The following is an 18597-nucleotide window of genomic DNA, read 5'->3' as shown; positions in this document are numbered from 1 at the left end:
TTTATCATAGGAGGGTTATTCTTGAGAAGCACTTTTGAGCCTGTTCATCAGCTTCTTCGGCTCTCTGTCCCGTTCATCCGTGTACTCAAACGCGGCCGTATATCCGATAAATAATCCCCAAAGAAGGAACAGGCAGAACTCACTAATATGGGTAGTTAAGTGAATTTGTCTGAATGGCTTCACCATCTGCAGATATGGTCCCACTCCCAAGTAGATAATGGCCCACCACACAATTCCGTAGATCATTCCCAGCCAAGGTCCCCTTACCTTTCTTAATATGAAGGTATATAGATAGGCCGCTATAATTGAGAATATGATGAAGAACAGCCACCCCAGATAGTAACCAGGCTGAGTCTTTAGGTAAGCGGTCTTGAAGAAGGGCTCAGCCAGAAAGCCGGGAATGGTTGAGGTGAATCGGAAAAAATAGGATAGCCCATGAATGCCTCCCCAGATTAATCCCGCAAAAAAACCAAGCTCTAATGCGAACCACCAAGGGTTGGTGCGCATTCCTGTATTCTCACTTCGTCTCTGCCGCGTTGTCATAAACGTATTCATCCCTTCCTTAGAACATAACTGATACTAAGATTCATCTCAGGTAGTATGTGCAATTTGAAAAAGGCTAATCAGCCTAAGAAAACTAGAATTTAGTGCTGAAGTTAGATACAATAGACTTTATAAAGACACACAGATTTGAGACCTTTAGACAAATCTAATATTAAGCTTAGGAAGGTGAAGTTGTTGCCTGAACAATCAAGTCCGGCCATCTATGGCGGTCAAGCCGTTATTGAAGGCGTTATGTTCGGTGGCAAGCATGTGAATGTCACAGCTGTCCGCCGGAAGAATCAAGAGATCACGTTCCTCGAAGTTCCCAAGAAAGACAAGAAATGGGTGACCCAGCTTCGTAAAGTCCCGCTCCTTCGAGGCATTGTGAGTATTGTAGATGCCAGTGCCAAAGGATCGAAGCATTTGAACTATTCCGCTGAGGCTTTGGCGGATGATGAGCTTAGTCCGGAAGAAAAAGCCCAGCAGAAAGCTAAGCAGGAATCCAGCTTCTCTCTAACTATGATCCTCGGCGTTGCGATTATGGGTATCATTTCTTTTGTATTCGGTAAAGTGGTGCTTACTGTTGTGCCGGCGGTTATTGAGCAGTTCCTGTTCCAGCACGTATTCAGCAGTACCTTTGTTCATTCGCTTCTCGAAGGCGTAATTAAAATTATCTTCCTCCTCGCTTATTTATGGGCGATTTCATTAACGCCGATGATTAAGCGATTGTTCCAATATCATGGCGCCGAGCATAAAGTAATCAGTGCTTATGAAGCCGGTGAAGAGCTTACAGTCAAGAATGTGCAGAAATACAGCAGATTGCATTACCGCTGTGGAAGCAGCTTCATGGTGCTGACTGTAATCGTAGGTGTTGTCATCTATTCTTTCTTTCATTGGGATAACTTATGGGAACGTGTATATATTCGCCTGCTGCTGCTTCCTCTTGTCGTTGGAGTATCGTTCGAATTGCTGCGCATTACAAATTCATTACGCGACATCCCTGTACTCCGCTATCTTGGCTACCCGGGACTGTGGCTGCAGCTGCTCACAACCAAAGAACCTAATGATGAACAAGTCGAGGTATCTATCGCTTCCTTTAACCGGATGCGCGAACTCGATGCCGAACTGGAACGGAATGCTTCGGCTGAGCTTTCAACGCTTGGCTCCCATCTGGACCCCGTGAAAGGATGATTAATCGATGAGAAAACAGGCCATCATATTTTGGGTCCTTATCGGACTTGCGGCAATCGGAATTGTGAACAGTATGCTTGCAGGCGGATTACTGAATTGGCTCATCCCTGTCGTTCTCGTTGCCGCCGTGTTCCTTCTCTATAAATTCCCGCCGGCCAAGTATCGCTCGAAGTCGCCTAAAGTGAAGCCTTCTGCAAAAACGATGGCAAAAATAGCAAAAACGACGCCTCAGCGCCGTTCAGATTCCGCTCCCAAACGCAAGCATTATCCTTTTCAAGTCATCGAAGGTAACAAAGGCAAGAATGAGGATGGGCAGCAGCCTAAGTACCATTAGTAAATCAAGAAGAAATCTTTATAATCACAAGAATTAGAAAGTCTGCTGAAAATACTTTATGAATTCCTCTTCGTAATACTGGGTACTCCAGTCACCGAAGAACTTGCTTCCCGCCCGGAAGCCGGATTCGTGAAGCAGCAGGCTTTCTTCATGTGTAATATGAAATTGGGTCAGGCCTATACCAAGAATAGGAACCTTAACCGTGCGATACCGATTCTCCTGCTCAATATATCGCTCATCATGAGCGGATAACATGGTGTCAAATAATGCCTGCAGCATGCTGAAAGGACCGCCAATCCGGTGCGGTTGGTTCGAATTCTTCCCTACCATCTGAAAGCCTACGGTTGGAATTATCTCTCCACCAGGCTTTACCCCATCCTGATCGAACAGCCAAAGTGGCAAATTGCTGAGCAGTCCTCCGTCCACGATATGAATGAATTGATCCTTGAACGCCTTTCCCCGTGATAATTTAGGCGGCAGCCGAAGCAGGACAGGATCGAAGAAATAAGGGATACTGCAGCTCATTCTTACGGCATGCGCGACCTCGAATTGTTCGGGATTAATCCCCAGCTTATGCAAATCATCAGGAAGTATAAGAATTTTACCGCTGGTGATATCGGATGCGATGATCGTCAGCTTGCCTTTCTCCAGGTCCTTGAACGTTCTAACGTTCTTAACAAGCAGCACCTTTCTCAGCCAAGCCTCCAGCGCTTCCCCCGCATATAACCCTTTCTTTAGTAGAATACGCGTTGCCGGCCCAATAAGCGGCGTATTGAAGATGAACGATCTTTTCAGAAACTTGGTAAACGTTGTTGTCAAAATTAACTCTTTCATCTCTTCCGCATTATAGCCAGCTGCCATAAGAGCAGCAATAATAGATCCCGAGGACGTTCCGGCTAGTCGATCAAATTTGAAATCATGCATTTCAGCCGCACGTACCGCGCCTACCAGGGAGATTCCTCTGACACCACCGCCTTGAAACACACCATTTATGCGCATACGCCACACAGCCCCCATCCTACACAAGAGTGGCCACTCCCCATGGAATGGGGCGGTCTACTGCTTATGTATGTCGATGAGGGCTGTGTTTATGACATCAATCCAGGTTTAATTCCATCAATTTGTAAGAAAATATGATTTCAATAATGGCAGCAAGCCAAGTGGACTCTTGAGCAAATCCTTAGCACTGTAGAAGATACTTCCCTGCACTTCATCAGACTGCTTGTTGTACTTCAATTGGTTAATAATCTCCTGAGCGGTCTGCCATCCTATCTCTGGACTTCCCAGCTTGTAAGGAGCGTGCCCAACATACAATTTGACGCCTGTTCCACGCACTTCCTGAGACCACCAATCTACCAGCTTGTCATAGCGGGCATTCGTGAACGACATGCTCCAATAAATTTGAGGAGCCACATAGTCGATCCAACCATTTTGAATCCAAGTCCGGACATCCGCATACATGCTGTCATACGCGGTTACTCCCGCCTTGGTATCCGAGCCCGTGAAGTCAGTTGCCTTGTTGCGCCACACTCCAAACGGGCTAATGCCGAAGCTTACGCCCGGTTTGACATTATGAATGCTCTGCCCAAGGTCTCTCACAAAGATATTGATATTGTTACGGCGCCAGTCACCTTTGTTCTTAATTTGATCTGAATTATAAGTCTTATAAGTGCTGTCATCATTAAATATATCAGTGGAGCTTTCTCCCGACGGATAGAAGTAATCATCCAGATGCACACCGTCAATATTGTAATTGCGCACAACTTCCATTACGGAATCGATAATTTGCTGGCGGGCTTCCGGAATGCCCGGGTTAATGTACAGCTTCCCCCCCTGCTTCACAATCCAATCCGGATGCTGCACAGCCGTGCTGTTCGCAGGCAGCTTGCTGACATCGGTCAGAATACTAGCCCGGAATGGGTTGAACCAGGCGTGGAACTGCATCCCCCGCTTATGCGTCTCCTCTACCAAAAAGGCTAACGGATCATAACCGGGATTCTTCCCTGGTGTTCCTGTTAAATATTGAGACCAAGGCACAAGCTCAGATGGATAAATCGCATCCGCAGCTGGACGTACCTGTACAAATACAGCATTAATTCCCGTGTCCTGCAGCTTATCCAGCAGCGCTATATACTCAGTCTTCTGCTGATCTTCATTGCCATAGGATTTCGTACTCGGCCAGTCCAGGTTATAGACCGTTGATATCCAAGCCCCGCGCAACTGAGCCGAGTCTGTGTTCCCAGGAATTGTACCGGGCGTTGTTCCTGGTGCTGTAGGAGGTACGCCAGAATCTTTGGTGAATAAGGTAACCTGCTGCTTCGCCTGATTCCAGTTCACCAATATACCCAGGTGTTCTCCAACAAACCGAAGCGGAACCATTGTACGGCCACTTACGACCTGTACGGTGGCATCAAGTGTAACCGCTGTGCCGTTGACCTTCGCTGTTTTCTTGCCTGCCTGAAGTACCAATGTATCTGAACCCTTGGAGATGGTGGCAGTGCTTGCCGAATTGTTCCAATTGACGCTTGCACCCAACCCCTCGCTAATTACTCGAAGCGGGACCATCGTGAAATTGGATTTCAGAAATGGAGGCACGTCACTTTGAAGCGGTTGCCCGTCAAGCAGCATGGTAATCTGTGAAGCTTTGGCCTGGGCAGACGGAGACAGGGACGACAGACTCAGTACCGACAACAGCAACAGCATCAACAAACTACGAAACTTCATACACTACTAATCCTCCCAAATTCATAGATTTGCAGACAATCAACACTCAAAAGCAAGAATAGAAGCTTAAGGCATGAGCGTTATTCCCCCTAAAAAAAGAACAAGCACCTGCCTATAAGGACAGATGCCTCATTCACGAATCGCTAATCACTTCACCATGCAAAGCGTGAAGCTGCTGTATTCTTTGTTTATCCTGACGTAAAAACTCGACTAATGTTTCAATCCGGGTAATAGAATCCCAACTAAGATGATGCTCAATTCCCTCAACATCCTTGTAGATGTTCTCCTGCTGTACTCCGATCATTTCAAGAAACTCTTCCAGCAGCTCATGTCGGTCAACCAGACGTTTACCTACCTTCTTGCCTTTGCTGGTCAGAACAAGTCCTCTGTACTTCTCATAGATCAAATAATCGTCCTTATCTAACTTCTGGATCATCTTCGTTACGGAAGAAGGATGAACCTCCAAGCCTTCGGCTATATCCGAAACGCGGGCGTATCCCTTCTCATCAATGAGCTTGTAGATGCGCTCCAAATAATCCTCCATGCTGGGCGTTGGCATGTTTTTCCCTCATTTCTTTTTATCCACAATGGCCTGTGCGCCGTGAAACCTGCTCTTGTAATGATACATGTTAGAGAGAGGACTTGGCAAGTCCTGGCGGCGGCTGTACGTGCATTGTACTATTATTGCCATGACTCTTATTACGTCATTCCACACACAATAACAACATCCGATCTTTCCTGGAGGTTGATACAATGACTCCCCTTATTACCGCGGAACCATCTGCGAAATCCAAGGCTCATACCAAGCCTTTTGTTCCTGATTTTGCCTATTTCGAACCTGGGGCGCTGGAATATCCAAAAGGCATTGAGATAATGAACTGGGTCAAGTCCCAGGGTATCCCCTTCAAAATGACAACCTCGCATAACCGTATAACCGGTCTACCTGGAGACACAGAGCTCCAGCAGTACAAAAATGCAAAGCGTACGCTGGTCGTCGGAGTTCGCAAGACATTAACGTTCGATCAATCCAAGCCATCGGCGGAGTATGCCATTCCGATCTCGACAGGCTGCATGGGTCACTGCCATTATTGCTATCTTCAGACCACCTTAGGGGCAAAGCCTTATATCCGGGTCTACGTGAACACAGTGGACATCATAACAGCAGCCAAAAAGTACATCGACGAACGTATCCCCGAAATTACACGATTTGAAGCCGCCTGTACCTCGGATCCTGTGGGTCTTGAGCATATCACCGGCTCTTTAACGGAACTCATTAACTTCATGGCTGGAGAAGAATACGGGCGTCTAAGGTTCGTCACGAAATTTCATCATGTTGATCCCTTCCTGAACCTCAAGCACGCAGGCCATACCCGGATCCGGTTCAGTATCAACGCAGATTACGTAATCCGTCAATTCGAGCCAGCCACGTCCAGCTTTGAAGAGCGTATTGAAGCGGCGGGTAAAATAGCCAAGGCAGGTTACCCGCTAGGCTTCATCATTGCCCCGATTATATGGTATGACGGCTGGGAACAGGGCTACGCCGATCTGCTTCATCAATTGGCTCAGGCTATGCCTGCAGAACCTGTTAAAGATCTTACCTTCGAGATGATCCAGCACCGTTTCACCAAGACGGCAAAAGCGACGATTGAGAAAAGATATCCAAAAACTAAGCTTGAGATGGATATGGAGAAGCGTAAGAAAAAGTGGGGACGCTATGGTCAATATAAGTATGTATATCCGGATGAGCAACAAATCGCCCTGCGCGAATTCATCACAGAGCGAATTTTTGAGCATTTTCCCTATGCCAAGATTGATTACTTCACCTAAAATTTCAGCCAATCCGGTGTGATGCTCTGCAGCCATATGGTGATATAGGTCATCCGGTTGGTGAACAGCAGGATTCCCATAACCACCATCAACCCACCGCCAATCTTCATCATCAGACTAGAATATCGAAGAATCCACTTCGTTGAACCGATAAAGAACGCCAGTACAAAGAAGGGAACCGCAAAGCCCACCGAGTAGGCAGTAATGAGACCCAGCCATGTACCTGGAGCGCTTGCTGACAGCGCAATGATGGACATCAGAATAGGTCCAACACATGGAGACCACCCCGCCGAGAATCCGATTCCAAGGATAAATGAGCCTATGTATCCGGCAGGTCTCCATTTAAACTCCATCTTGCGTTCTTTCATCAGGAATTGCGGTTGAAATAACCCTAATAAGAACAAACCCATAACCATGATTAAGATTGCAGATAGCTGACGTATAAGGTCCCTGTATTCATTGAACAGCTGCCCGAACATTCCGGCTCCAAATCCAAGCGTGTAGAATACAGCAGAGAATCCCAGAATAAAAGCGAGCGTGTGGGTCATCGTCCGGAAACGGACGTTTGGCCTATCCTGTTCGTTACGCAGAGTCTGTACAGACAACCCTGTGATATAGGATAAATACGAGGGATACAAAGGGAGGCAGCAGGGCGAAATGAAGGACGCAATCCCGGCTGCGAAGGCAACCCATATATTAAGATCCGGCATATGTTCCTCCTGTTAAGTCAGTCCATTTTAGGCGGTGAACCCTCTTTTAGCGAGCAGGGTCAGAATTAGCATGGCAATCAGGAGCAGCACAATCGTAGCGCCAGGAGCCAGATTCCAGATTCCCGCGATCATCAGTCCTATAACAACAGCAATTTCGGCTATGACCACCGAGAAGATCACCGAGCTCTTGAAGCTTCTGGCAATAAACAAGCTGCATGCGGCAGGAATGGTGATCAGAGCGGACACCAGCAAAGCCCCTACAATCTTAATGGCTGTACTGATGACTAGCGCCGTCATCACTGTAATAAGCAGATTAAGCCATTTTACAGGCAGACCGCTAACCGCGGCCGCATCCTCCTCAAAGGTAAGCAGGAAGAATTCCTTGAAGAATATCGAGATTCCGAGCACAACAATGACTGTGACAGCACCAACCACATATAAGTCAGTTGTATCCAGTGTATAAATGCTGCCGAATAAGTAACTCACAACATCGGTATTATATCCCATCCCCAAGGTGAAGAACAGTGAGGCCAAGGCGACACCGCCGGACATAATAATCGCAATGGAGAGCTCGGCATAACCGCGATAAGCCTTTCGCAGCTTCTCGATTGCAAATGAAGCGACAATGGCGAAAACGAGTCCCACCGCAATAGGGTACACATTAATTAGAAAGCCAAGAGCCACACCCGCAATGGTTACGTGTGCCAGTGTATCTCCAATCATCGACAGACGACGCAATACAAGGAATATCCCGATAAGCGGTGCCGTAATTCCGATGAGCAGTCCGCCTGCGAGTGCTCTCTGGAAAAAATCAACCGTTAAAATTTCCAATGTTCATATCTCCTTCAGAAGCTAGTTGAGCGAATGCTGCAAATCTGGAATCTCACAGTCCGTATCATGGGAATGTCTGACATGGAACTTGATCCCGCCGCTTCGGTCACGCGGTTCCTTACCCAGATATCCTTCAATCATATCGATGTCATGGGACACCATCAAGAATGTCATATGATGATGAGCGTGCATGTGGAAGATCAGCTCGAAGAAATCGGCTTGGGTCTGTACATCGATCCCTACCGTTGGTTCATCAAGGATGAGCAGATCAGGATGATTAATTAAGGCCCGCGCCAGGAATACGCGCTGCTGCTGTCCTCCTGAGAGCTGTCCAATCCTTTTATTCGCAATATCCGTAATCCGCATGACTTCCATTGCATCCGAACACTTCTGCTGATCCGCCCGGCCCATCCGGCGAAAGATCTTCCGGTTACTATACAAGCCTGAAAGCACAACTTCCCGCACAGTGGCGGGAAACAGCGGATTAAATGCATTTTTCTGAGGAACATATCCAATTCGTTCCCAGTCCTTAAATTTCTGAATCGGTTCACCGAACAGCTTAATGCTCCCCTGAGACGGAGCAAGCAGTCCAACAATCATTTTGAGCAGAGTCGTCTTGCCCGTACCATTTGATCCAAGTACGCCAACAAAATCCCGTTCCTTGGCCGTAAAGCTCAGATCTGTTATAACCTTCTGATCCCGGTAAGAGAAAGATACGTGGTCTATTTCAATAATATTCTGATGACAATAAGCTGCAGTAGTGCCGCTGTCTGAGGTCATAACCGGCCGCCTTCCGTTTCCGTGTAATATCTATCTTATTGTAAAGCTAGAATTAAATTTTGCAAATTTTTCTCCATTAAAGTAAAATAATTATCTTTGTTCTGTTCTTCCTGCTTGGTGAGCCCTTCAACCGGGTTCAGCACCAGGGTCTGAACTCCTGTCTCCCCCGCCAGCGTACGAGCCAGCTTATCAGATACAAGTTCCTCAAAGAAGATATATTTGATATTCTCCTGCTTAACGACTTTGGACAGTTCAATGATATCTTGGGCTCTAGGTTCCGCATCAGGAGACAGCCCCATAATGGCATGCTGGGTCAATCCATAATCTCGGCACAGATAGCCAAATGCCTGATGGGATACAACAATTTCTTTCTTGCTCGTCTTAGCCAGCTCACTTGTGAACTTCGCATCCAGCTTATTCAACTGATCTGCAAGCTTCTCATAACGCGATTCATAATCTGCTGAGTGCGCCGGATCGACCTGCACATAACTGTCCTTGATATTCTTCGCGATCTGCATTGCTGATTTGGGACTTACCCAGGTATGGGGGTCCGACTTATGCGCTGCGGGTTCACTGTTACTTGATGCTTCCGCACTGTGATCATGTCCATCCGCTTCATCCCCTGCTTCAATTAGTGAGATGCCTTTGCTGACTTCGACGGTCTTGACTTTAGAGTCTTGACTCAGCCCTTTCAGGAAGCTGGGCACCCAACCTTCCAGGCCGGCCCCGTTGTAGAAGAATAACTGAGCTTTGGAAGCTGTAATGATGTCATTGCTTCTCGGTGTCCATTCATGCGGCTCTACCCCGGTCGGCAGGAGATTAATAACATTAGCATTCTCTCCACCAATTGCGGAAGCAAATTCATAGATCGGATAGAAACTCGTAACCACATTCACTTTACCTTCCACCAGCTGATTGGTGCCAACACGTCCACAGCCGGCCAGTACGGTTATAAATAATAGCCCAATTAAGGTCTGCCTCATTTTCAATTTCATTGATTTCGCCTTCCCTATTCGTAATAATTACTAAGAGAATTATAGGGGTACTATAAAATGAATGTCAACCCCGAGTTCCATTGTGCCCAGCAAAATAAAAAAAAGACCTTCTTCAAAAATGAAGAAGGTCCTCGCAAATCATTAAAATCTTTTATTTCACGACAGCGCCATTCGGCATGCTGTCTGGAACCGTTGCAAGCGTCAGCTGATCGCCCTGCGATGCGGCCAGTATCATACCCTGTGACAGCTCACCTCGCAGCTTCACCGGCTTTAGATTAGTCACCACGATCACTTTGCGGCCTACCAGCTCTTCAGGCTTATAGAACTTGGCTATTCCTGATACGACCTGTCTTTGTTCAAATCCAAGATCAAGCTGAAGCTTAAGCAGCTTATCAGCCTTGGCAATAGCTTCCGCGGAGATGACCTGGCCGACACGAAGCTCAACCTTGGCGAACTCATCGATGCTGATCTCTTCCTTGAGTTCAGGTGCTGGAGCCGCTTCCAGGGCGTCCTTAGCCCCACTAGCAGGTGCTTGCTCTTGCTGCGCTGCAGCAAAAGCCGCGGTACTGCCAGCCATAGCTTGAACGATATAAGCAACTTCCTCGGCACTATCAAGACGAGGGAAGATTGGCTCTCCCTGACCGAGCTTCGTACCGGCAGGAATTAACCCGTAGGATTTCGCGCTATCCCAGGCGGTAAGCTCGCCCTGGGCAATTCCGAGCTGAGCCCAAATTTTCGCGGGAGCCTGAGTCAGGAACGGCTGAAGCAGAATCGAGGCGATGCGCAGGGATTCTACCAAATGCACCATAACTGACGCTAGCTCATCACGCTTCGATTCATCTTTGGCCAAAGTCCAAGGCTGCGTCTCATCAATATATTTGTTCGTGCGGCTGACAAACTGACCGATGGCGGTAAGCGCGATGGAGAACTCAAGCTTCTCCATAACCTCTTCTACCTTCTCAACTGCAGCCTTTGCAGCATCTGTCAGTTCCTGATCAAAGGCGGTCACGTTCGGAACATAAGCCGGCAGCACGCCATCGAAATATTTATTCACCATAGCTACAGTCCGATTCAGCAGATTCCCCAGATCGTTAGCCAGATCTGAATTGATCCGCTCAACAAAGCTTTCCGGCGTGAACTGACCATCTGAACCGAAAGGCACTTCACGAAGCAGGTAGTATCTTGTTGCATCCAGACCGTAGCGGTCAATCAAGGTATTCGGATCCACCACGTTGCCTTTCGATTTGGACATCTTGCCATCCTTCATCAGCAGCCATCCGTGACCGAACACTTTCTTCGGCAGAGGAATATCGAGTGCCATCAGCATGATTGGCCAGTATATGGAATGGAACCGGACAATCTCTTTCCCTACCAGGTGTACATCTGCCGGCCAGTAGCGGTTATAGAGCTCCGCATTGTCGGTGCCATAGCCCAGTGCGGTAATATAGTTAGAGAGCGCGTCGATCCATACGTAGACGACATGCTTCGGATCGCCCTTGACCTTGACACCCCATTCAAAGGTTGTACGGGATACCGCCAGATCTTCAAGACCAGGCTTAATAAAGTTGTTAATCATCTCGTTCTTACGGGACTCCGGCTGAATGAAATCCGGGTTCTCCTCGTAATATTTGAGCAATCTGTCCGCGTAGCTGCTCATTCTGAAGAAATAACACTCTTCTTTCACCAGTTCGACCGGATGCCCGCTGTCTGGACTTTTGGCCCCTGTAATGTTCCCGTTCTCATCACGCACAACATCGACTAGCTGGGTCTCTGTATAGTAAGTCTCATCCGGAATACTGTACCAGCCTTCGTACTCGCCTTTATAAATATCCCCCTTCTGAAGCAGGCGGTCAAAAATGTCCTGTACGATCTGTTTATGCTTCTCATCTGTTGTGCGAATGAAATCATCATTAGAGATATCGAGTTTCTTCCAGAGCTCTTTGATTCCCTTAACAATCTCATCTACAAACTGCTGAGGGGTCATCCCTTTCTCTTGAGCCTTCTGTTCGATCTTCTGACCGTGCTCATCCGTACCCGTCAAGAACCGCACATCATATCCACGAAGCCTTTTGTAGCGGGACATTGCATCTCCAGCCACCGTGGTATAAGCATGGCCAATATGCAGCTTGTCACTCGGATAATAGATCGGTGTAGTCAGATAAAAAGTTTTCTTGTCAGACATCAGTAATCCTCCTTCTGGAATTTAAATTTCAGCCATAAAAAAACAAAAAACTCCCGCCCCATAATGGGACGAGAGAGTTCTCACGTGTTACCACCCAATTTCCCCGGACAAAATAACCACCCGGGCTCATTAACCGTCATATAGACGCTCCGATAACGCTGGATCAGCGCTTCCCCCTTACTGCAGGCATGCCCGCAAGCTCGAAAGAAGTTCCTCCCGGACCATCTTCCAAAGTCCCCCCAGACCGGTTCCCAGCTTCCTCCGGCTCTCTGCACTGGTTGGTTACCCTGTACTTATCCATTCTCAGGAAATATATATACTTAAAATATATGAAAAGTCATATGCGATGTCAAGTTAGGTCTCTTCTTGGAGATTGGCATTCTTATGACGCGGTGGAACCGGATCAAGCCCCCCGGGATGAAATGGATGACATTTAGCAATCCGCCGCGCGGCAAGCCAAGAGCCTTTCAGAGCACCATGTACCTCTATGGCTTCAAGCGCATAGGCCGAACAACTGGGATAGAAGCGGCAGGTTGGCGGCTTAAGCGGGGAGATGAATTTCCGATAGACATGGATAGGCCCCTGAACAACTTTACGCGTAATGGACATACCGCTTAGCCCTGATGCTCAGCTTCATAGGATTCCTGCTTGGCCGCCTGGCAGTCTTTACAATAACCGAATACTTCAAATTTATGTTTAACCACCTGGAATTGTTCTGGTTTATCGGCAAATGACATCGGACAGAAGTGAATGGGGTAGGTCTTCTCACATTGCAGACAAATCATATGATGATGGTGCCGTTCCTCACTACAGCCGCCCCTGAATTTAAGTCCGTCTTCAAAGACGATCTGCTCTATAACACCCAGTTCTTCCATAACACGCAAATTGCGGTAGACTGTATCAAAGCTTAGCCCGCTGTATTTCTTACACATATAATTATAGACATCTTTGGGTGTCAGATACCCTTCGGTTTCGGCAAATAATTTAGCCAGGGTCTTCCTCTGATCTGTAATCCGAAGCCCTTGGCTCGACATAACTCCAATAATCTGGTCTGTCGATAGCATATATTCTTCCTCCTGCCCTGACAAATCTGCTATCTCTCATAATGCCCCAAAAAGATACGTGAGTCAATCAGGACCCCATACATGCGAAAAGCCCTGTTCTCCAGCAATAACGCGCGCGGAGGGCAAGGCTTATTAATAAATTCACCAATATAAAATGAACTAACTGATGTAGTGAGCTAAATTGCGGGTGATTCTTGCAAGCGGTATTCTGACGGGGTCATCCCGAAATATTTCTGGAATACTTTCGTGAAATAACGTCTTTCTTGATAGCCTACACCAATGCCGATCTGGGCAATACTCTTGTTGCTGCTGCGCAAGAGACATTTCGCCACTTCCATCCGCTGCTTTGTCAAATATTCCACAAAAGTCTCCCCAAAATAATTCTTAAATAAGAGACAGAAGTAACTACAGCTGATTCCAAGGTATTCAGCGATCTCCTCAATCCCGAAATCTTGATCAAGCTTGTGCTGAATATAGTCCTGTGCTAACAGCATAAGCTGCTCAGAGGACTTCTTGGAAGAGCTTGAATCTGAATCTAACGAACGTTCCATAAGGGAGACAAACAGGGACAGCAGTTCCTTAAGGCTCAAAGACTGCTGCATCTGCTGCCAGACGAGCTCCTCTTGATCACTAGGCAGCATATGCAGTTCCCTCATCTCACGAACCAAATGGATTAGAAAGTAATGGAGCAGCTTCTCGGCTCTGCTTATAGATGGTTCCTTCAGGTGGCCTACATAATTTTTGAGTTCGCGTATCACCTGCTGCAGCGCATGGCCATCCCCATGTCTTAGCCCTGCTGCCATCTGCTCAATCCACTTCCACTGGGAGGTACGATCTTCGGATTCAGGCACTTTTTCTAGAGCGAAGGAGCTTTCTGCAATTACGAACCAATCTTGAGAAGAATTCAATATTAATGCCTGCTGCAGCTTTTTATATACTCCCGACAGTTCATTTAGAGCAACTGGCTCTTGATATAAGATCATCTGTAGACACATGGAATCCTTCTGATCTATTATGGCTTGCAGTGACAGAAATCTTGGAAGTAAATCTTCTCTCGTAATCGGCTCTCCGCCTGCTGCAGCGGAGAAAATAACACACCACTCACCTTCACGAACCTGAACTATAGTCATCTCCATCAAGACATTCCCTAGCACATCCTTGAGCTTCTCTTTGATATGAAGGTTCCATACCTTCCGTTCATGATTCGTCCAGGTCATCGACTTATACGCATAACCATTGAGATCAACTAACAATACTGCAAAGTTCTTACGTTCAACCAAGTTCTCTTCAGCCAGAATCATCTTGGCCTTATCCGCTTCCTGCCCAAGCAGAGTATGAAGCAGATAGTTCTCATTAGCCCAGAGGATCACTTCATTCAGCTGCTGCTCTTTGAGCAGCTTCTTTCTCTTAGCACGAATGTAATCAGCGATTTTGCACACCGTATTTTCCAGTTCCTCATAATCAATAGGCTTGCAGATATAATCCTTCACATGGTAGTGGATGGCTGCGCGCGCATATTCAAATTCCTGATACCCGGTTAGCAGCAGGACCTCACAATTATTATCCTGGCTGCGCAGCTCTTTGACGAAGCTGATTCCATTCATAAGTGGCATTCGGATATCACTCAAAATTAAATCAGGCTGGTGTTCATTTACCATTCGAAGAGCTTCTAATCCATTCCTCGCCAAGCCAACAATCTCAAAATCCATTCTCCCCCAAGGTATAACCTTGGTTAAATTATTCAAGATAGGCGCTTCATCATCGACCAGCAAGACTTTAAGCTTCAAATTTATCACCCAATTCATTTTTAGGAATCACACACTGAATAATCGTGCCATGTCCTGGAGCGGAGCATATAAACAAGCCATAACGAGCCCCATACTGGAACCTGATCCGGTCCATCACACTGCGTAAGCCGAGGCCCCTTCTCTCTTGATTCGTTACCAGAGGGCTCTTGGTTTCGACTTTAATTTCATGATCACTTTCATTGCAGTCAAAATATTTAAGATTGGAGAGTTGCTCCGAACTCATGCCTATTCCATTATCTTCTATTTGAAGCAGAATGCGGTTCTCATGAATCCACCCGCTAATCTTCAGATGACCTTTATATTCAATCCCTTCGAAACCATGCTGAATACTGTTCTCCACAAGAGGCTGGATTGTAAGTTTAAGCACAAGACAATTCATTATTTCTACTGGTATCTCCACACTGTAATCAAACACATCTTCAAAGCGGAATTTCTGAATTTCCAAATAATTAATGACATGCTCCAGTTCCTGCCTAAGCGGGATTTCCTCCTTACCTTGGAAGCTGATCCTCAGTACACTGGCCAGTCTGAGCACCATTCCGCTTACTTTCTTTCCTTGATTCTGCACGGCTAGAGCATTGATGGACTCTAGCGTATTGAACAGAAAATGGGGCTTAATCTGTGCTTGAAGCACTCTTAGCTCCGCGTTGGTCTTCTTCTCCTGCTCGTTCCTTACCTGGTCGAACAACTTAGAGATTTTATCCATTTGGTTATTAAAACCCTTCTGGAGCAGTAGAAGCTCATCGTTCCCCTTCTCATCTACCCTGGCACCTAAATCCCCAGCTTCCGCCTTGCGCATGAACCTTACAATGACCCCTATTGTCCCTGTAATACGATTCATGAAGAACACGTTGAACATCACAGCTGTAACTACGAAGATCCCTAGGATCCCCACGAACCACTTCGCAAAAGTCATCACTTCATTCGACAAATAACTCCATGAGGTTACAGATACAATGCTCCAAGGATGCTCTTTCAGATAATATATCGATATTACACTTTCCTGACCATCGAATTTACCTTTGAAACTCTGATATTTCCCACCGTAAGTTAGGTTCTCGTTGATATATTTATTGACCGAAGTGCCGTCAAAAGCATCTTTATTGTCATACAGAATTAGACCTTGATTGTTAACAAGTAAGAATCGGGTGTCTCGCTGATTAGCGCCAACCTGCAGGTTCTTAAAGATATCATCGATCTCCCAATTTTTGATTTGAACCGCAAGTATCCCCATTTTATGCAGGTTGCTTAGCTTCTTAATGACCCTTATTTGTGTGAAAACCGGCTCGGAGCCTGTTAACTCGGGATATTCGTGTGGCGCAATCCATAGCGCACGGCCGTTTAAGTCCATCACTTCTTTGTACACCGGATGGTTCTTTAATTGCAGATAGGTCAGAGGTGTGAAGCCTTCCTTGTCAAAGACGGGAAAAGGCTTGAGAGATTCATAATTCTTATAACTAGACAAGTTGTTGAGTGTATTTAAATTGTAGAGGAAAGCATAATCGATGGCCGGATGGTTATACAGCAGAGTCCTAAAGCTAGTCTGGTTGGCATTCAGTTCGATCTGACCCTCGTTCGTGAGGTTCTGAGTCTTGGGATCACTGGAAGAAAGGGCAATCTGGAATAATTCCCGGTCACTCCCGCTGCGGGTCACATTGTCAATCTCCTTGAACACACTATTGATACTAAATCCAATAGACTTTAAAGCGTACTCAGACTGCTCGCTATACTTGCTTTCAATTGACCGGAAAGTAACTAGAAATGTGATGATCCCGAGTACAAAAATAGGAATAATAAGAAGAAGAATAAATGCGGTAAGAAGTTTGATACGTAAATTCATAGGGATAACTCCTCACTCATCTAGCATTTATCCCTTAACGCTACCCGCAGTTACTCCTTCGATAATCTTCTCCTGCATAAATGCGTAAATAACAATAACCGGAACAACACTGTATACAATTCCGGCAGACATTTGCGCATAATTCATTTGGTACTGGTTACGGAACTGAACCATTCCAACGGGCAGGGTGCGAAGGGTATCTTTTGACAGGAAATAATTGGCTAGCAGGAACTCATTCCAGTTGCTAAGGAAATTCACGATGAAGACTGTAACTATCGCGGGAACAGTTAAAGGTAGTACTATCTTAGCAAAGATACCTGATGCGCTCAATCCATCCATTACCGCCGCCTCTTCAATCTCACTAGGGAGAGAACGCATAAATGCAGCCAGAATGATCACGGTAAATGGAATGGCATTTCCGATATATGGAATGATCAGCGCTAAATGCGTATTTAAAATTCCCAGCTTGTTCACAAGAGTATAAATCGGGAGCATCATAGCATTGTTAGGGATTAGCATTCCAATCAGGACGGCGCCAAACAGGACGCCCGCTAGCCGTCCATACCGCATTCGAGTCACGGCGAAAGAGAACATGGATGCCAGCAATATCGTTAACAACGCTGAAATTAGGGAGATATATAGGCTGTTAATGAAGTAGGTGCTGATTTTTGCATTTACCCAAGCCTCATAGTAATTACTGAAAACAAACTCCTTTGGTAGTCCAAATGGATGAAGTGCTATCGCATTATTATCCTTCTTGACTGAGGAGAATAGGACGAATAAGAACGGGTACAGAATAACCAGCAGGTAGCCTAACAAAAATAAATGAGGAATTCCCCTCTTCAGGTTCCGTACCATCAATAGTCAATCCTTTCCGTACGCCGTGCAACCAGCAGTTGATATATTAAGGTAACAATTAGCGTAAAGATAAAGATCAAGACAGCAATCGAGTTACCGTAACCGTATTTGAAGCTCGTAATCGCATATCTGAGCATATACGTAGCCATAACCTCGGTGGAGCCCGCCGGGCCGCCATTCGTCATGAAAATAACGATATCCGCTGCTTTCATTGCACCTGCAATGGAGAGCATAATGACCACGGAGATGATCGGCGTGATAAGTGGTAGAACGATACGGGTTGCACGCTGATACGCAGTGGCTCCATCAATCGCGGCAGCTTCTTCGAGTTCCTTCGGGATCGACAGAATAGCGGCCAGAACCATAATAATGTAGTATCCGGTCCACTGCCACGCGTTCGTGATAAGGATAGACAGCATCGCATAACTGCCATCAGACAGCCAATAGATTTTGCCAACTCCAAAAAAACTCAATAATTTGTTAAGGAGACCGATATCAGGTTCATAAATGAATCCCCATAGAATACCAATAACTGCCGTAGACATAATAGATGGCAGGAATACCACGGTCTTGTACAGACCTTTCAGCTTCTTAACCTGTGCTATCAGGAGTGAGAAGATTACAATCACAGGTACTTGAAGGAATACGGAGAACAAAATGAAATATACGTTATTTTTCACGGCTACCCAGAAGCGATCCTGACCCAGTGCTTTGATAAAGTTATCGAAGCCGATATACTTAATTTTGCTAAGTTTCGCAACGCCATTCCAACTGGTGAAGCTGAAATAGATAGAAGACAAAATCGGATATAGGAAAAACATTAGGAACAGTACGACTGCAGGCAATACGAACAAGATAAACACAGTAGGATTCTTCATTGCTTTGTTCATACCAAACCTCCGGTTTATTA

General features: G+C 46.2%; 18 protein-coding genes and 1 other annotated feature. Of the genes, 3 read left to right on the top strand and 15 right to left on the bottom strand.

The window, feature by feature from the left end:
- Positions 1 to 15: 15 nt before the first annotated feature.
- Positions 16 to 543 (bottom strand): YqhR family membrane protein, encoded by a 528-nt coding sequence (locus tag ACRRNK_RS08675; protein WP_433946334.1) that lies wholly within the window; start codon positions 541 to 543, stop codon positions 16 to 18.
- Positions 544 to 738: 195 nt separating this feature from the next.
- Here ACRRNK_RS08675 and ACRRNK_RS08670 point away from each other — a divergent pair, with 195 nt between their 5' ends.
- Together ACRRNK_RS08670 and ACRRNK_RS08665 are read left to right on the top strand one after the other, a co-directional pair.
- The gene (locus ACRRNK_RS08670) at positions 739 to 1734 is read left to right on the top strand and encodes a DUF1385 domain-containing protein (protein WP_433946333.1); all 996 of its coding nucleotides are present in this window, start codon (positions 739 to 741) and stop codon (positions 1732 to 1734) included.
- 7 nt (positions 1735 to 1741) lie between these two features.
- Entirely contained in the window at positions 1742 to 2068 is a 327-nt protein-coding gene (locus tag ACRRNK_RS08665) for a hypothetical protein (RefSeq protein WP_433946332.1), read from the top strand.
- Positions 2069 to 2101: 33 nt separating this feature from the next.
- Here ACRRNK_RS08665 and ACRRNK_RS08660 read toward each other — a convergent pair whose 3' ends face one another.
- The 3 genes from ACRRNK_RS08660 to mntR all read right to left on the bottom strand — a co-directional run bounded on the left by ACRRNK_RS08660 (position 2102) and on the right by mntR (position 5351).
- Complete coding sequence (locus tag ACRRNK_RS08660) at positions 2102 to 3067, bottom strand: patatin-like phospholipase family protein (protein ID WP_433946331.1); 966 nt, start codon at positions 3065 to 3067, stop codon at positions 2102 to 2104.
- A gap of 117 nt (positions 3068 to 3184) precedes the next feature.
- Complete coding sequence (locus ACRRNK_RS08655; protein ID WP_433946330.1) at positions 3185 to 4792, bottom strand: family 10 glycosylhydrolase; 1608 nt, start codon at positions 4790 to 4792, stop codon at positions 3185 to 3187.
- 133 nt (positions 4793 to 4925) lie between these two features.
- The gene (mntR, locus tag ACRRNK_RS08650) at positions 4926 to 5351 is read right to left on the bottom strand and encodes a transcriptional regulator MntR (protein ID WP_251378286.1); all 426 of its coding nucleotides are present in this window, start codon (positions 5349 to 5351) and stop codon (positions 4926 to 4928) included.
- 194 nt (positions 5352 to 5545) lie between these two features.
- Between mntR and splB the strand changes: the two genes are divergently transcribed.
- On the top strand, positions 5546 to 6619 hold the full coding sequence (splB, locus tag ACRRNK_RS08645) for a spore photoproduct lyase (protein WP_433946329.1): 1074 nt from the start codon (positions 5546 to 5548) through the stop codon (positions 6617 to 6619).
- On the opposite strand, the gene ACRRNK_RS08640 is transcribed toward splB, so the two are convergent.
- The 11 genes from ACRRNK_RS08640 to ACRRNK_RS08590 form a co-directional block, all read right to left on the bottom strand.
- Positions 6616 to 7329, bottom strand: coding sequence for a cytochrome c biogenesis CcdA family protein (locus ACRRNK_RS08640; RefSeq protein ID WP_433946328.1), 714 nt, complete (start codon positions 7327 to 7329; stop codon positions 6616 to 6618). The genes splB and ACRRNK_RS08640 overlap by 4 nt on opposite strands.
- Positions 7330 to 7356: 27 nt before the next feature.
- Positions 7357 to 8160 (bottom strand): metal ABC transporter permease, encoded by an 804-nt coding sequence (locus ACRRNK_RS08635; protein WP_433946327.1) that lies wholly within the window; start codon positions 8158 to 8160, stop codon positions 7357 to 7359.
- Positions 8161 to 8181: 21 nt separating this feature from the next.
- Positions 8182 to 8940 carry a metal ABC transporter ATP-binding protein gene (locus tag ACRRNK_RS08630; RefSeq protein WP_433946326.1) on the bottom strand — a complete coding sequence of 253 codons (759 nt, stop codon included), beginning with the start codon at positions 8938 to 8940 and terminating at the stop codon, positions 8182 to 8184.
- A 35-nt stretch (positions 8941 to 8975) separates the two neighbouring features.
- Entirely contained in the window at positions 8976 to 9935 is a 960-nt protein-coding gene (locus ACRRNK_RS08625) for a metal ABC transporter substrate-binding protein (RefSeq protein WP_433946325.1), read from the bottom strand.
- Positions 9936 to 10086: 151 nt separating this feature from the next.
- Complete coding sequence (metG, locus tag ACRRNK_RS08620) at positions 10087 to 12117, bottom strand: methionine--tRNA ligase (RefSeq protein ID WP_433946324.1); 2031 nt, start codon at positions 12115 to 12117, stop codon at positions 10087 to 10089.
- A gap of 61 nt (positions 12118 to 12178) precedes the next feature.
- Positions 12179 to 12431 (bottom strand) — a binding site (T-box leader).
- Between the two features lie 40 nt (positions 12432 to 12471).
- Positions 12472 to 12726 (bottom strand): membrane protein insertion efficiency factor YidD, encoded by a 255-nt coding sequence (yidD, locus tag ACRRNK_RS08615; RefSeq protein WP_433946323.1) that lies wholly within the window; start codon positions 12724 to 12726, stop codon positions 12472 to 12474.
- Positions 12727 to 12731: 5 nt separating this feature from the next.
- Positions 12732 to 13181, bottom strand: a complete 450-nt coding sequence (locus tag ACRRNK_RS08610; RefSeq protein WP_433946322.1) for a Fur family transcriptional regulator — start codon at positions 13179 to 13181, stop codon at positions 12732 to 12734.
- 176 nt (positions 13182 to 13357) lie between these two features.
- Entirely contained in the window at positions 13358 to 14986 is a 1629-nt protein-coding gene (locus tag ACRRNK_RS08605; protein WP_433946321.1) for a response regulator transcription factor, read from the bottom strand.
- Positions 14958 to 16829, bottom strand: coding sequence for a cache domain-containing sensor histidine kinase (locus tag ACRRNK_RS08600; protein WP_433946320.1), 1872 nt, complete (start codon positions 16827 to 16829; stop codon positions 14958 to 14960). Before ACRRNK_RS08600 ends, ACRRNK_RS08605 begins: the two co-directional genes overlap by 29 nt.
- A 27-nt stretch (positions 16830 to 16856) precedes the next feature.
- Positions 16857 to 17687, bottom strand: a complete 831-nt coding sequence (locus tag ACRRNK_RS08595; RefSeq protein ID WP_433946843.1) for a carbohydrate ABC transporter permease — start codon at positions 17685 to 17687, stop codon at positions 16857 to 16859.
- Positions 17687 to 18577 carry a carbohydrate ABC transporter permease gene (locus ACRRNK_RS08590; protein ID WP_433946319.1) on the bottom strand — a complete coding sequence of 297 codons (891 nt, stop codon included), beginning with the start codon at positions 18575 to 18577 and terminating at the stop codon, positions 17687 to 17689. Before ACRRNK_RS08590 ends, ACRRNK_RS08595 begins: the two co-directional genes overlap by 1 nt.
- Positions 18578 to 18597: the final 20 nt, after the last annotated feature.

This window comes from Paenibacillus sp. SN-8-1, from assembly GCF_050995535.1.
Taxonomy (GTDB): Bacteria; Bacillota; Bacilli; order Paenibacillales; family Paenibacillaceae; genus Fontibacillus.
Note: the sequence above shows the minus strand (reverse complement) of the source record. Positions and strands in the feature narration are given on the sequence as shown.